The 15,138-nt window shown below is 40.2% G+C and carries 15 protein-coding genes and 1 tRNA gene; 6 read left to right on the forward strand and 10 right to left on the reverse strand.

What is annotated here, in order from left to right; translation table 11 throughout:
* Nucleotides 1–96 precede the first annotated feature (96 nt).
* Both msrB and FTV43_RS09065 read left to right on the forward strand, forming a co-directional pair.
* Entirely contained in the window at nucleotides 97–516 is a 420-nt protein-coding gene (msrB, locus tag FTV43_RS09060) for a peptide-methionine (R)-S-oxide reductase MsrB (RefSeq protein ID WP_096902313.1), read from the forward strand.
* Complete coding sequence (locus tag FTV43_RS09065) at nucleotides 513–992, forward strand: glutathione peroxidase (protein WP_096902294.1); 480 nt, start codon at nucleotides 513–515, stop codon at nucleotides 990–992. The genes msrB and FTV43_RS09065 overlap by 4 nt, the downstream gene beginning before the upstream one ends.
* A gap of 73 nt (nucleotides 993–1,065) precedes the next feature.
* Here FTV43_RS09065 and dapC read toward each other — a convergent pair whose 3' ends face one another.
* From dapC to FTV43_RS09090, 5 genes are all read right to left on the reverse strand, one after another.
* Complete coding sequence (dapC, locus tag FTV43_RS09070) at nucleotides 1,066–2,235, reverse strand: succinyldiaminopimelate transaminase (protein ID WP_104851821.1); 1,170 nt, start codon at nucleotides 2,233–2,235, stop codon at nucleotides 1,066–1,068.
* Between the two features lie 20 nt (nucleotides 2,236–2,255).
* Nucleotides 2,256–4,922, reverse strand: coding sequence for a [protein-PII] uridylyltransferase (gene glnD / locus FTV43_RS09075; protein WP_004971443.1), 2,667 nt, complete (start codon nucleotides 4,920–4,922; stop codon nucleotides 2,256–2,258).
* 27 nt (nucleotides 4,923–4,949) lie between these two features.
* The gene (gene purT, locus FTV43_RS09080; RefSeq protein WP_104851823.1) at nucleotides 4,950–6,167 is read right to left on the reverse strand and encodes a formate-dependent phosphoribosylglycinamide formyltransferase; all 1,218 of its coding nucleotides are present in this window, start codon (nucleotides 6,165–6,167) and stop codon (nucleotides 4,950–4,952) included.
* Nucleotides 6,168–6,348: 181 nt separating this feature from the next.
* Nucleotides 6,349–6,696: an L-valine transporter subunit YgaH gene (gene ygaH, locus FTV43_RS09085; RefSeq protein ID WP_179995366.1), complete on the reverse strand. Its 348-nt coding sequence runs from the start codon at nucleotides 6,694–6,696 to the stop codon at nucleotides 6,349–6,351.
* Entirely contained in the window at nucleotides 6,693–7,430 is a 738-nt protein-coding gene (locus tag FTV43_RS09090; RefSeq protein WP_171062558.1) for an AzlC family ABC transporter permease, read from the reverse strand. The genes ygaH and FTV43_RS09090 overlap by 4 nt, the downstream gene beginning before the upstream one ends.
* A gap of 119 nt (nucleotides 7,431–7,549) precedes the next feature.
* Here FTV43_RS09090 and FTV43_RS09095 point away from each other — a divergent pair, with 119 nt between their 5' ends.
* The gene (locus FTV43_RS09095; protein ID WP_026438320.1) at nucleotides 7,550–8,041 is read left to right on the forward strand and encodes a hypothetical protein; all 492 of its coding nucleotides are present in this window, start codon (nucleotides 7,550–7,552) and stop codon (nucleotides 8,039–8,041) included.
* Between the two features lie 125 nt (nucleotides 8,042–8,166).
* Here the strand turns inward: FTV43_RS09095 and ychF are convergent, their stop codons facing one another.
* Nucleotides 8,167–9,258 (reverse strand): redox-regulated ATPase YchF, encoded by a 1,092-nt coding sequence (gene ychF / locus FTV43_RS09100; RefSeq protein ID WP_004971435.1) that lies wholly within the window; start codon nucleotides 9,256–9,258, stop codon nucleotides 8,167–8,169.
* Nucleotides 9,259–9,526: 268 nt separating this feature from the next.
* Between ychF and FTV43_RS09105 the strand changes: the two genes are divergently transcribed.
* Nucleotides 9,527–10,291, forward strand: coding sequence for a glutathione S-transferase family protein (locus FTV43_RS09105; protein ID WP_096902290.1), 765 nt, complete (start codon nucleotides 9,527–9,529; stop codon nucleotides 10,289–10,291).
* Nucleotides 10,292–10,370: 79 nt separating this feature from the next.
* Here the strand turns inward: FTV43_RS09105 and FTV43_RS09110 are convergent, their stop codons facing one another.
* Nucleotides 10,371–11,429, reverse strand: coding sequence for a hypothetical protein (locus FTV43_RS09110; protein ID WP_218950795.1), 1,059 nt, complete (start codon nucleotides 11,427–11,429; stop codon nucleotides 10,371–10,373).
* 488 nt (nucleotides 11,430–11,917) lie between these two features.
* Between FTV43_RS09110 and FTV43_RS09115 the strand changes: the two genes are divergently transcribed.
* Complete coding sequence (locus FTV43_RS09115; protein ID WP_004971430.1) at nucleotides 11,918–12,388, forward strand: Lrp/AsnC family transcriptional regulator; 471 nt, start codon at nucleotides 11,918–11,920, stop codon at nucleotides 12,386–12,388.
* Between the two features lie 85 nt (nucleotides 12,389–12,473).
* Here FTV43_RS09115 and FTV43_RS09120 read toward each other — a convergent pair whose 3' ends face one another.
* Together FTV43_RS09120 and FTV43_RS09125 are read right to left on the reverse strand one after the other, a co-directional pair.
* On the reverse strand, nucleotides 12,474–13,223 hold the full coding sequence (locus FTV43_RS09120) for a YebC/PmpR family DNA-binding transcriptional regulator (RefSeq protein WP_004971429.1): 750 nt from the start codon (nucleotides 13,221–13,223) through the stop codon (nucleotides 12,474–12,476).
* Nucleotides 13,224–13,322: 99 nt separating this feature from the next.
* Entirely contained in the window at nucleotides 13,323–13,901 is a 579-nt protein-coding gene (locus FTV43_RS09125) for a 1-acyl-sn-glycerol-3-phosphate acyltransferase (protein WP_131261328.1), read from the reverse strand.
* A 306-nt stretch (nucleotides 13,902–14,207) separates the two neighbouring features.
* On the opposite strand from FTV43_RS09125, the gene FTV43_RS09130 reads away from it, so the two are divergent.
* Nucleotides 14,208–14,351, forward strand: coding sequence for a hypothetical protein (locus FTV43_RS09130; RefSeq protein WP_154320842.1), 144 nt, complete (start codon nucleotides 14,208–14,210; stop codon nucleotides 14,349–14,351).
* Between the two features lie 282 nt (nucleotides 14,352–14,633).
* Here the strand turns inward: FTV43_RS09130 and FTV43_RS09135 are convergent.
* Nucleotides 14,634–14,710, reverse strand: a tRNA-Ile gene (locus FTV43_RS09135).
* Between the last annotated feature and the right edge of the window lie 428 nt (nucleotides 14,711–15,138).

The following is a 15,138-nucleotide window of genomic DNA, read 5'->3' on the forward strand; positions in this document are numbered from 1 at the left end:
TATGCTGAAATTTAGCTAGATATTTTGCAAGGTCTAGCGTAAAAATGGAAGTACTGAAGCATGACACTGAATGTCAAAGATTTAAAGGAGTTAGTGATGGGAAAACTCAATAAAACAGACCGAGAATGGCAAAGAGAGTTATCACCAGAGGAATTTCGGATTACACGTCAAAAAGGCACGGAGCCTGCTTTTACGGGGAGATATTGGAATACTAAACAAGAGGGGATTTATACCTGTCGTTGTTGCGGTACAGCGCTATTCTCATCTGAAACAAAATATGACAGCGGTAGCGGTTGGCCAAGTTTCTATCGTCCAATCCAGCCTGGGGTGATTGAAGAACATCAGGATGGTTCGCATGGCATGCAGCGTACTGAGATTGTTTGTCATCATTGTGACGCACATTTAGGGCATGTTTTTGATGATGGTCCACAGCCAACAGGATTGCGCTATTGTGTCAATTCGGCTTCTTTAGAACTCAAAACACAAGAAAAAAATGATGAGGGAAATTATCCATGACCAACATTTATCAGTTTGAAGCTGAGTTGTTAGATGGACAAAATAAAGCCTTTAGCGATTATGAAGGGAAGGTTTTGTTGATTGTAAATACAGCCAGCAAGTGTGGTTTTACGCCTCAATTTGCGGGTTTGGAAAAGTTATACCAACAATATAAAGACCAAGGTCTGGAAGTTTTGGGCTTTCCGTGCAATCAGTTTGGTGGGCAAGATCCAGGCTCCAATGAGCAAATTGGGAGCTTCTGCCAAAAAAACTATGGTGTCAGTTTTCCAATGTTTAGCAAAATTGATGTGAAAGGTCCTGAAGCACATGCGATTTTCCGTTACCTGACCAATAACAGTAAAGGTATTTTGGGCAACGGAATTAAATGGAATTTCACCAAGTTTTTAATTGGCAAAGATGGCAAGGTGTTGAACCGTTTTGCTCCGACCACAAAACCTGAAGATTTGCAGGCGGAAATTGAAAAGGCTTTACGATAAAGGCTTGCGCTTGTGCAAGTAAGATAATTAAGGCGATCAGATGATCGCCTTAAATTTAATTGAAATCATTAACTTATAAAATCGCTTTAAGACGTTGAATTACTTGTTCACATTGCGCCAAATCTGCAACCAAAGCTAAGCGAACATGGTTTTCACCCGGGTTACCTTGTGCGGTTTCACGAGATAAATACCGACCTGGCAGCACTTTAATATGGGCTTTTTCCATCAATATTTTGGCAAAATTTTCATCATGGTCGACTTTGAGCCAGTAATAAAAACCTGCATCTGGTTTTTTTAATGGCAGTAAATGCCCAAGTTCCGTTTGGAATAATTCAAACTTGGCGCGATATTGTTGACGATTATCTTCAACGTGCTGTTCATCATCCCAAGCTGCAATAGATGCCAATTGATGTTGTACAGGCATTGCCGCACCATGATAGGTACGATATTGCAAATAAGGTTTTAATAAGTTGGCATCGCCCGCAACAAAGCCTGAACGCATGCCGGGTAAGTTTGAGCGTTTAGACAAAGAATGGAATACGATGCAGTTTTTGTAGTCATCGCGTCCAAGTTCGGCACAGACTTCCAGTAAACCTGTAGGCGCTTGGTCAAACCATAATTCTGAATAACATTCATCAGATGCAATGACAAAATTATATTGATCTGACAGGGCAATCAGCTTTTTAAATTGTTCTTTTGAAAGGACAGCACCCGTTGGATTTCCCGGTGTACAGACAAATAATAAAGCAGTTTTTTCCCAGACTTTTGCAGGTACAGCATCAAAATCACCCAAGTAATTATTGTCTTCGGTGCAATTGATGAAATAGGGTTGAGCACCTGCCAATAAAGTTGCCCCTTCATAAATTTGATAAAACGGATTGGGCATCACTACATAAGGCGCATCTTCACGTCGAATCAAGGCTTGTACAAAGGAAAAAATCGCTTCACGTGTACCTGAAACGGGGAGTACTTGTGTGTCTGGGTTAACTTGCTTTAAATGAAAGCGTTGTGTCAGCCAATGGGCAATGCTGTGACGTAATTCAGGCAGACCTTTGCTGTTCGGATAAGTTGATAAATGCTGAAAATTATCAATAATGGCCTGTTTGACAAATTCAGGTGCAGGATGTTTAGGTTCGCCAATAGACAGTGGAATTAACGGCAAATTTGCAGGTTGTACGTCCTGAAATAGTTTGTTTAACTTTTCAAAAGGGTAAGGATGTAATAAGGACAAACTTGAGTTCATGGATGTTCCGTAAATTGAAGTTAATGTTGACCACAGACCTGATTAGAGGCCTCATCTAAAGCAGCTTTGAGCTGGATTGCAAAGGTATCTGCTTCAGATTTTGTCATTGGGTTGCCATCTTTTTTGGTGACGAAGAAAATATCTTCGGCACGTTCGCCCAGGGTGGCAATTTTGGCGGAGTGAATATCTAAGCCTTGCATCATAAACAAGCCGCCAATTTTGGCGAGTAATCCGGGATGATCTAGTGTGGCAATTTCGACCATGTTTTGATTCAGCGCTGCATTGAAAGTCACTTCTACTGTATTTTCAATGTCAAAATGACGTAATTGACGCGGAATGCGGCGTTGCATCAGACCCGGATATTTATCTGACTGGCTCAAGGCATTCACTAAAGCCTCAATCACCATTTCTTCACGTTCAGGGTCTGTTAAGAGTGTGCCAAAACGGTCTAAGACCACGTAAGTATCCAAACTAAAGGCTTTGGTCGCAGTAATAATTCGTGCATCCTGAACGTCAAGGTTCATGCGGTCTAAAATAGCGACAGTTGTGGCAAATAGGTTGGGTTGGTCTTGCGTGTAAATAAAGATTTGTACTGCGTCTTGTGCTGATTTTCGGTGCGCGCGCATGAGCACTAATGGTGCAGGATTATCGCCATGCTCCAAAATCGCGCGGGTATGCCATGCAATTTCATCGGCAGATTCTTTAATAAAGTATTCATCGCCCAGTTCTTGCCAGACTTTTTCAACAGCACTGAGTTCAAAATCTTTAACCAGTAACTCGCTTGCCGCAAATTTGGTGTCTTCAATCAGCATTTGATAATCGACGGGACGCCCAAGTCCTGAGCGAATGACATCACGCGCTTGCGTATAAAGTTGGCGCATTAAGGATGCACGCCATGAGTTCCAGAGTGTTGGATTAGTCGCATTAATATCAGCAACCGTTAAGGTATAGAGATAATCTAAATGCTCCATATCTCCCATTTTTTCGGCAAATTCCTTGACCACATCGGGGTCAGAAATATCTTTTTTCTGTGCTGTGACTGACATCAACAAGTGATTTTTGACTAACCATGCCACAAGGTTACATTCACGTTCAGTAAATCCGTGTTTACGGCAAAACTCAATCGCATCTACCGCACCAAGTTCACTGTGATCACCACGACGACCTTTAGCAATATCATGGAAAATCGCAGCCAAATAAATAATGTCACGACGGGCTAAACGCTGAAATACCGAACTGACCACAGGAAAATCTTTCGCGAATTCAGGTTCTTTGAAGCGGCTTAAATTGCGGAGTAATAGTAAAATGTGCGCATCGACTGTATAAATATGGAATAAGTCGTATTGCATTAAACCTGTAATTTGACCAAAAGCGGGGATGTAATTGCCCAATACACCTAAGCGTTTCATAGTCACCAAGGTATTATACAAGCGGTGCGGTGAGCGCAAAATTGCCATAAACAGCGCTTGATGCGTTGGATCATCACGGAAACTTTGGTCAATACGCTTGGCTGCAAGTGTCAGCAGGCGCAGTGTTCGTGCGCGAATTCCTTCAATTTCAGGACGATTGGCCAATAAATAGAAAATTTCTAAAATTGCGCTTGGTTTTTCTGAGAAAATTTTGTGGTGCTGCACGGCAAGTTTGCCATCGACCAGTTTAAAATTTTCATTAATTTCTTCAATGTTACGTTCATAATTAGGCAAACGCGGGGTAATGACCGACTCATTAAAATAGGCCAGCAACATTTCATTTAAAGTGGAAACTTGCTGTGCAGAGCGATAATAACGCTTCATAAATTGTTCAATCGGGTAATTTTGCGGTTTACCTTCTTCTCGAACATAGCCAAAAGTTGCTGCAATATCTCGTTGATAATCAAATAATAAACGGTTTTCATCACGTTTGGTTAAACGATGGAGATGATGACGGATTTCCCATAAAAAGCTTTCGGCTTCTTCAAGTACACCCAATTCAAATTCTGAAATAAAACCTAAATGCACCAAGTCGTAAATACGATTGACGCGAAAATGGCGTTTGGCAATCCAGCCAATTTGGTTGATGTCACGAATACCGCCCGGAGCATTTTTAATATCAGGTTCTAAATTACTTTCGGTGTCATTGTGCTGCGCGTAACGCTTGCTTTGCTCCTCCATTTTGGCATCAAAAAAGGTTTTATCTGTCCAAGTCTGCGAAACAATACGACGCGGCCATTTGGCAAGCTGCTGATTTCCTGTAATTAAACGCGCTTCAATCAAGGCAGTTGCAACAGTTAAATCACTGGTTGCCTGAATCACACAGTCCTGAATAGTCCGCACGCTGGTGGCAGGTTTGAAGTTGCCAACATCCCATAAAGACGAAATAAAGGTCGAAATAAGTTGTTCTTGTTCTGATGTGATTGCATCTTCCGACAACACCATAATATCGACATCGGAATAGGGCAGCATTTCTTTACGCCCATAGCCGCCCACTGCAAATAGGCTCAAATCGGTTTTGTCTAATTCAGCATGTTGCCATAAGAAAGTGAGCGCTTCATCAATCAGGTTAGAACGCGCCAAAATCACTTCACGAATGGATTGTCCATTTTCAAAACATTGTTGTAGCTGATTTTCGACATCGGTGCGCCATTGGTTAATGGCCTGAATGTCATGGTTGCTTTTTACATAATTCAGCAAGGGTAATGTAATGATCATGGACAATTCCGTTATGCAATGACGAGCTTAATTTTGATTTTCGTTTAAATGTACGCGAACAGTGTCCGCAGTATGCTGAGCTAGCTCACGCGCTTGCTCTGTGGTTTCTGCTCGTGCAGTGGCAACGCCCATACGACGACGCTCAAAACCTTCAGGTTTGCCAAATAAACGTAAATCTGTATCGGGATGTGCTAATGCAAGATTCAGGCCAGAAAATGAAAGATTCGTTGCATCGACACCTGCATAAATCACCGCACTGGCTGCAACGCTATGGCGTGTGGTATTGACAGGTAAGCCTAAAATCGCGCGGGCATGTAATTCAAATTCACTTTGGAATTGTGAAGCCAATGTCACCAAACCTGTGTCGTGTGGACGTGGAGATACTTCACTGAACCAGACTTTATCGCCTTTCACAAACAGCTCTACACCAAAAATACCGCAACCACCTAAGGCAGTAGTCACTTTGTGTGCAATTCGTTTGGCTTCAGTCAAGGCAGCATCACTCATGGCTTGAGGTTGCCAGCTTTCTACATAGTCGCCTGCATCTTGACGGTGACCAATTGGGTCGCAATATGAAGTTTCAATCGCACCAGTTTCTGGGTTTTTAGCACGTACGGTTAATAAGGTAATTTCAAAATCGAAGTCAATTTGTGATTCAACAATCACAGTGCCTTGATTGACACGCCCGCCAGTCTGGGCATATTCCCAAGCTGCATCAACTTCATCAAAGCAGGTGACACGCGATTGTCCCTTGCCTGAAGATGACATCACAGGCTTCACAAAGTTTGGATAACCAATGTCATCACATGCAGCGCGGAAAGATTCGAGAGAATTGGCAAAGCGATAAGCGGATGTCGGCAAACCTAATTCTTCCGCAGCTAAACGACGTATGCCTTCACGGTTCATGGTCAAATTTACCGCTTTGGCAGATGGAATCACTGTTGCAATATTTTGCGCTTCAATTTCAAGTAAAACTGATGTCGCAATCGCCTCAATTTCAGGCACAATTAAATTAGGTTTAATTTTTTCAATCAGTTGTTTTAATTCTGTGGCATCTGCCATGTTTAAAGTATAAGCATAATGTGCGACTTGCATGGCTGGCGCATGGTCGTAGCGATCGGCGGCATGTACTTCTACGCCTAAGCGTTGCAGTGAAATTACCACCTCTTTACCGAGTTCCCCTGAACCCAATAGCAAAACCTTGAAAGCAGAAGATTGAAGGGGAGTACCAATGGTCACGCTCATGTGAATCGTCCTTGCTAAAGTGGGCTTTTAGCATAGCAGAACTGTTCCATGAGTTAAGCCCTGTTTGCAATAAAATCATGATTTTGTCATCTCATTGTATTGCATTCAGTGCTTTATAGTAATTAAGGCTGAATCCTGAAATAGCTCATTTGGACGATTCAACCTCTAAATTTCAGCAACATTAGAACGAAAATGGCACATAAGTATAAATTAAACCATAGGTGATGGCTGCGGTAAGCGTTGCAGGTACGATTTTCTTAAACTTAAAATACAAACCTGTCAGCACTAAAAAGCCAATCAACATCGCAAAACTTTTATTGGGTGTTTCAAGCAAAGGTGGCAAGGTTGCAACCACGAGCATAGAGCTAATTGCGGCTATACCAATGCTGCCCAAAGCGATTTTAAGCCATAAAACACCACGTTGCTGTGAGCCTTGTTGAAACTTTTGAATCACAAAAAATGGCCCAAAACGTGAGGCGAAGTTTGCGATACCGACCATAATACCGACCAAAATAATTTCTAAACTCATGATTTTGCTCCTGTATGTTCAGGGTCGGGTTGTTTTAAAACATAGTGTTTAAATAATCCCGCCAAAATACCTGAAGAAATCCCAATAAAAATTGCAGCAGATAAGTCAATAAAATAACAAGCTACGGCAGATACTAGAATGGTGATTCCCACGACAAAGGTGTGTTTCTTTTCAAATGCTGCCAATAAGAAGCTAAGGAATAAAGCGGGCAGTAAAAAGTCGAGCGCCGCTTGCAAAAACTGTGGCATTTTAGTGACTTGATCGGCAAATAATCCGCCTAACAAAGAGCCTAATGCCCAAGACAACCAACTAAATAAACTCAGTCCAAGCATCCATGATTCAGACCATTCCTGACGGCGCTGTGACAGTTTAATCATGCCTGAGGCAAAAACTTCATCGGTCAGACCCCATGACCAAATTGCAGTTTTTTTTAGGTTTAAACGATCTTGAATCAGGTTTTGTAAGGCCGGGCCGTAAAGTAAATGTCGAATATCCAAGGCGATTACCGTTAATGCGGTCATCCAGATTGAAGTTCCACTGCCCAATAAGGCAACGACTAAAAATTGACTCGCCCCTGCATACATCGAGCAAGATAAAAATAAGGCTTCCCATGCGCTAAAGCCGAATTGAGTTGCAGAAACACCAAAAGCAAAAGAAACAGGCAGATAGGTGAAAATAATCGCCTGACTATCTTTTGCACCTTGCCAAAAACTTGCTGCGGGCGCAGTTTGAATATTGTGTACGGACACGACACACCTTGTGGGAGAAAGTTGAACGATGGGTCAAATGAAGATTGTGTATTATACTTGAATTCATTAGCATGATGCCGAATTGTTTGTATGGGCGAACCGATATGTTGAAATTGAAAACACCTGTAATCCTGCTTGCTTCAATGTTATGCAGTAGCCTGTTATTGCAAGCGTGTAGCAATGACAACAACCCGCAAAAAACAGTAGAAATTAAGCCTGCGCCAAAACTCACCAATGATGCGACTGTGTATGCGCAAGCCGCGTGGGAATTAATGAATGAAGTTGAGCCGTACGTGTATCGTAAACAGCGTAACTTAATTGAAGATAAAGTCCGCAAACCTGCCCGTAAATTAAGTACCGACTGGCGTATTAATGTCAAAATGACCGACTCTGTAACGGAAGGGAAATATGCGCTGTGTCGTAAGGCTTTGACCAGTTTGGAAATTTGGGCACGTGCGACGATTGACAGTTCAAGCAGTCTTGCACAAAAACAAGCTGATTATGAACGGGATAAAAAACAATGTGCTGATGCTTTGGCGCATCCTGAATTGGGTAATACCGACCCGAAACAAAAGGGCAATGTGGTGCAGTCTTAGTGAGATTATTTTGCATTGATGTGATGCAGAATCGCCCATAAAAAAACCTCGATGCTTACATCGAGGTTTGTTGTTGAATCAATGCTTTGCTGCAAGCATTGTTCTAAAACTAAGCAATAAAAAAATTAAACATTAAAGCGGAAGTGTAAAACATCACCGTCTTGAACGATATAAGTTTTACCTTCTAAGCGCCATTTACCTGCTTCTTTTGCACCTGCTTCGCCGTTGTATTGTACGAAATCTTCATAAGCAATACATTCTGCGCGGATAAAGCCTTTTTCAAAGTCAGTGTGAATTACGCCTGCTGCTTGTGGTGCAGTTGCACCTACTTTCACTGTCCAAGCACGGACTTCTTGTACGCCTGCAGTAAAGTAAGTTTGCAGACCTAACAGCGCATAACCTGCACGAATCACTACGTTCAGACCTGGTTCTTCCATACCTAGTGCTTCTAGGAATTCTGCACGGTCTTCATCTTCAAGCAATGAAATTTCGGCTTCAATTTGGTTGCATAAAGGCACCACAATCGCATTTTCTTCTGCAGCAAGTTTTTTGACTGCATCTAAGTGCGGGTTATTTTCAAAGCCATCTTCTGCCACGTTCGCAATATACATGGTTGGTTTTAAGGTTAATAAACCAAAACCACGAACCAATTTGCGTTCATCGTCATCTAAATTGGCTGCACGTGCAGGCTTGCCATCATCCAGTAAAGGTTGGATTTTTTCTAAAACGGCTTTGGTCGCTACGGCTTCTTTATCGCCACCTTTGGCAGATTTTGCTAAGCGTGTAATGGCTTTACTTACCGTTTCTAAATCGGCCAAAGCAAGTTCGGTATTGATGGTTGCAATGTCATCTAATGGGTCAATTTTACCATTTACGTGAATGACGTTTTCATCTTCAAAGCAACGAACTACATGCGCAATCGCATCGGTTTCACGAATGTTGGCAAGGAATTGGTTACCTAAACCTTCACCTTTAGATGCACCTGCAACCAAACCTGCAATATCCACAAATTCCATCGTGGTTGGTAATACACGTTGCGGATTTACGATTTCTGCCAATTTGTCCAAACGTGAATCTGGCACAGGTACAATGCCTGTATTTGGCTCAATGGTACAGAACGGGAAGTTTTCCGCTGCAATTGCAGCTTTGGTTAAAGCATTAAAAAGCGTAGATTTACCAACGTTTGGCAGGCCCACAATACCACAATTAAAACCCATGAATAACTCACAACGTGTTATTTAAAAATTAGGCACGATTTTACATGAAAGGGCAGATAAAGTCAGGTCATCGGACAGATGTTTCTCCAATCTAGCGTGCTTGATGCTGTACGTTGAATTTCTTTTCGGAATTGATTTTGAATTGCTGACTGTTTCGCCTGAATTTTGAATAAAAATTACATTGTAATTATAAGAGGCTATGACTAAAGTATGACAAGCACAGTATTGATACTGCTTTGGATATCAAAATTTTAAATATGGAGATTTTATGCGCATCTTATACCAGTTTCCTTTGTCTCATTTTTGTGAGAAAGCTCGCTGGTTATTGGATCATAAAGAGTTAGATTATGATGCGCAAAACTTAATTCCAGGCGTGCATCGCGCTTTTGCCCAATTAAAAACAGGGCAAAATAAATTACCTATTTTACGTGATCAAGACCGCTGGATAGCAGATTCGACTCAAATTGCTTTATATCTAGATGATATTTACCCCGAACATGCCTTGTTACGCAGTGATGCCGAACAATATAAACATGCGTTGGCCATAAATACTTTGGCTGATGAATTGGGGCAGCATGTGCGTCGATGGGGGTTGGCGCATGCATTATCTGAAAGTGAAGAACCTTTGGAAATTTTAATTGGCGAAAAAGGCTATTTGCGTCAATTTTCTAAATATTCCAAGCCAATTATTAAAGCCTTGGTGTCTAAGGGCTATCAGCTCGATCAAGATAAAGTTGCAGAATCCAAACAGCGGATGGATGAATTAATTGTCATTTTAAATCAGCATTTGATTGATAATTACGGGCGTTATTTTGTGGGTGAGCGTTTAGGTTTAGCCGATATTTCAGTGTGTTCGATGCTTGCACCTATTTTGGAAATTTCTGGAACGCCGTGGGAAAAAGAACATGATGAAGTGATTTCTGAAGAATTTAAAGATTATAAAAAATATTTGCTGGATTTACCTTTAGGGCAATATGTTTCTCGTATTTATCAAACTGAGCGTAATGCACGTGTAGATTGGCGCGGTATTTAAATGTTATCGCCTCAGATAAAATACGCGCAATCTGCGCGTATTTTTTGGATACTGATGTATAAAAACCTAAAACCAAGGATTAGAACAAAGAATTTAAGTTATTCAAATCAAAAGTCTGTACCAAATTTGGCAGGGTAGCTAAATCAAATTGAGTGTCTGATGTGCCACCAGTTAAATTGCCAAATGCATCGCCTAATGCAGGGACTAAGCTATCAATATTGATCTCTGAACTGGTTGTAGATGACGCACCTTGCAGTAAGTCGCTGATGTTAAAATCTGAACCAGAAATTAAGTTGTCAAAACCATCACTCAAGCCATCTAAGCTGAAACCACCAGTTGTATCTCCAGTCAGATTATTTAATAAACCACCTAGATCAAAGTCACTTGCAAGCTGACCTTCAGGATTAAGCAACGCAAGAATTGGTTCTAGAGCAGCGATATCTAGACCACCTAAATCACCACCGATGTTACCGCCAATTAAGCCGCTTGCCAGTTGCGCAATTTGTGCAATATCAAGATCGCCATTGCCTTGCATTAAACCGCCTACTAATTCAGCAATGATCGCGATATCCATACCGCCTAAACCTCCACCGATGTTGCCACCAATCAAGCCACTAACCAGTTGAGCAATTTGAGCAATATCAAGATCGCCATTGCCTTGGATTAAACCACCCACCAGTTCAGCGATAGCACCAAAATCCATACCGCCTAAACTGCCAGTATTGCCGCCAATTAAACCACCAACCAGTTGTGTGATTGCGGCCATATCGAGGTCACTATTACCCAAAATCAAACCGCTGACCAATTGAGTAATTTGAGCAATATCAAGATTACCCGTATTACCACCGATTAACCCACTCACTAATTGGGTGAGTTTCGTAATATCTAAATCACCTGCATTGCTGCCAATCATGCCGCTGAGTAAATTGGTGATGGAAGCAATATCGAAGCTACCGCCATTGGATTGTGTCAGTTTGCTAATTAAACTGGTGATATCTAAGTTGGTATTCGAGCTTGAAAATTGGCTGATTAGATTGGTTAGGCTAGAACTATCTAAGCTGCTGCCAGAGAGTAAACTTTTTAATAAAGAATCTAGGGTAGGTGTGGTCGAGGTCGAACTAGTCAGGCTGCCAAGCAAACCAGAAAAGGTATTGCTTAAAGAGCCACCACTTAAGAGTCCATCGAATAAAGAGCTGGTCTGAGTTTCTACGGTAAATACAGAGCTAATTTTATTTTCAGCAAGCTTAGAGATTTAAAAGCCATGACGATTACTTGTATTTTTATTGGTTTTGTTGTGCTGCATTGTGCTTATTGTCGAGCGCATCTGTTTTAATACATTTCTATACACTTGTAAAAGATAGACGGTCGGGATTGTGAAAATGTATGAGTAGATTCGTTGTTTTGTTGAGTTTTTTAAATTTAAAAATTTGAAAATCAATAAATTAGAAAGCTGTTCCGTTTGTCTGTTAAGTTGTTCAAAACGATAAGCGGTGATCTGTTGAATCATAAACATTTTGCTTTAATAATGGAAAATAATTTTCGATAAAGATGCTTAGTCTGCAAAATAATTTAAGTATAATGGCAGCATGAGTTTAAATTTTATCAGATTAGATTGAGTGCTTGAAAATGGAATTAGATCGCTACGATAAGCATATTTTAGAAATTTTAAGCAATGAAGATGTCAATTTGAATGAACTTTCCGAGCGGGTTAATCTGTCGGTAAGTTCGGTGCATCGCCGTATTAAAAGTCTGATCGATCATAAAATTATTTCAGGTTTAAAGCGTGAAATTAATTATCAAAAACTGGGCTTTAGTTTGCATGTGTTGTTGCAGGTGTCTTTGAGCAAACACGATACCGATATTTTTGCCAAATTTTTGGATGAATTGGAAAGCATTCCTGAAGTGATACGTGCATTTTTGGTGACAGGACAGACTGCAGATTTTATTGTAGAGGTTGTGGCACGAGATATGGAAAATTACAGCGAAATTTTATTAAAACGGATTGGTAAAATTGAGCATGTGGCAGGTTTGCATTCTAGCTTTGTGATTAAAGAATATGATGTTTTAAACTGTCATGGTTTATTAAATAAAGTTTAATTTATTAGAATCTTAGAATTATTTTGACTGGATCTATAAAAAAACGCACGAGAACGTGCGTTTTTAGGAATTGCAGTTAGACCGATTATGCGTCTAATTGTGCTAAAACTTCATCAGAGAATTCAACGTTGGTATATACGTTTTGAACATCATCTAAATCTTCAAGCATATCAATCATTTTCATAATTTTTTTCGCTTGATCGATGTCTGTAATTTCTGCTTTGGTCGATGGACTCATAACCACTTCAGCATTGTCAGATTTCAAACCTGCTGCTGTGAGCGCATCTTGAACTGTACCAAAAGCTTCTGGCGTGGTAATAACCAAAATGCCATCTTCAGACACTTCAATATCTTCTGCGCCAGCTTCTAAAGCCACTTCCATCACTTGATCTTCTAAAGATGAATCTTCAAATGAAATTTCACCACGTTTTGTGAACAGGAATGCTACAGAACCATTGGTACCTAAGTTACCGTCAGTTTTAGAGAAACAGTGACGTACATCTGGCACGGTACGGTTTAAGTTGTCTGTCATGGTTTCTACAATAACCGCAACACCACCTACACCATAACCTTCATAGGTTACTTCTTTAAGATCGTCGTTATCTTCACCGCCTGCACCACGCTGGATGGCACGGTTAATGACGTCACGTGTCATGTTAACTGAAAGTGCTTTTTCCACAACAGCACGTAAACGAGGGTTACTTGCCGCATCTGGACCGCCGAGCTTTGCAGCAGTTGTTAATTCACGAATAAATTTGGTAAACAACTTACCACGACTAGCATCTTGTTTGGCTTTACGATGCTTAATGTTGGCCCACTTGGAATGACCCGCCATGCGAACTATGCTCCTTACAGATTGGCAGTATGCCTATCAAAATTGCGCCCATTCTAACATAAGCCCTTTTTTTAGATAAAGGGCAGAGTTTTAGGTTTTTTAAGTGTTGCTTTGAGTTGTTTTTGGCTCAGGAATGACAATATCTAAGCCCACTTGTTCTTTATATAATTGTTGGATAAGTGCCATATCGTGATCTAAATCTGTCGGATAGATTTTGCCAAAAATCCCACCTTGTTTGGTTTGTGAGTTGGCATACATTAAAACGATAGGCACATTGGCTGCTTTGGCAATATGCCAAAAACCTGTACGAATTGGCTTGCGGGCTTCACCTGTTTTTGCGCGAGTTGCTTCGGGTGCGATGACCAAATTGAAATGTTCATTTTGATCAAAAAGTTCGACCATTTGCGACACAATATCTTTGTTAGATTTACGGTCTACTGGAATACCGCCGACTTTTTCTAAAATAGGTTTAAGTGGCCCTTTAAAAAGCTCTTTTTTGATTAAAGTATGGATTTTAATATCATAAATTTGGAACAGAGCAAGCGAGAGGATTGCATCCATCATTGAGGTGTGTTCAAAACCGACGATCACTTGTTTATTTTCGAGGATGTTGGGTTCTACCTGATATTGCCATCCTGCAAGTTTGAATGCGGACTCGCCTATAAATTTTTTCAACATAGATGTAACAGCTGATGAATCTGGAAATGCATAATTTCTGCTTGTTTTATATAAGAGTCAACAGAAAATTGTTTGAAATATAGCAATCTCAAGTGATGCAGTTGATATAGCGTTATATCTTTTATTGGTTTTAACTCTAAATACTTTGTTTTTAATATTAAAAATATATGAATTGAGAGAAATTAAGTCTTAAATTGAGCAAAAATTCACTATTCAAATGATTTGTAAATCATTAGACTTTGGTCGTAATTAGCTATGATTCTATTCATCATTTCACTATTCCACGCATCATGGAAGGATACTAAAGTGGCTTATTTGACGACTTTTCTTGTGGCATTGACTGTGTTGTTATTGGTCTTGGTATGGTCAATGTTTGAGTTGTTTTTAGAAGTGCGTAAAGAGAAGCGTTTAAAGTTGCATCGGGCAATGTTTCGGAAAGTGAAGGTGTAGTTTTTGGATAATGATATCTCAAAAAAAAACAGTGTTGCTTTTGAACTATATGGATCATGTGATCATTTTTTAAGTGCTGTGCGCCAATAAAATATAAATAATAGGCTTAAGATGATTTCAATTTTTATCAAATTTGAATAAATAGATGAATGCACCATGATAATGAATTCATTATGCAATAGGGTATTAATTGTATTTAAATGAAGTAGATACCTTGATGCTTCCTAAAGCTCAAAAATAAAAAACAACTTAGGATTAGTACACCTAAGTGGTTGTTTTATATGGTGGGCCCACCCAGACTCGAACTGGGGACCAACGGATTATGAGTCCGCTGCTCTAACCGACTGAGCTATAGGCCCTATAAACTGAAATTGTTATTTTTCAACAAGTTCAAGCGCAAAGAATACTAGCGAAGTATTTTCTAAAATACAAGCATTTTTAGAATCGGCTGTACAGTTCATCAACAAACCATTCTTTTAAGAAATTTAAAAAATAACACGTCAAACTATGGCGTACTGCATAGCAATAAACTAGATATTGTCATAATAGTCTGTTAGTTTTTAATAAAAACAAGGGGTTGTATTTACTATGGAACAGCTAAACCCATCAGATTTAAAAGCGATATTACACTCTAAACGCGCCAATATTTTGAACCGTACCGGGTTTGTCGGAGACCAACTTTCTTGAGAGAATGTTCCAATGACAAAACCAAAATATACCCCTGAAATCAGAGAAAGAGCGGTTCAATTATTGATTGAATCTGAAAAAGATTATCCTTCTACTTGGG

Origin of the sequence: Acinetobacter sp. YH16053 (genome assembly GCF_013417035.1) — a bacterium.
In the GTDB taxonomy this organism is placed as follows: Bacteria; Pseudomonadota; Gammaproteobacteria; order Pseudomonadales; family Moraxellaceae; genus Acinetobacter; species Acinetobacter towneri.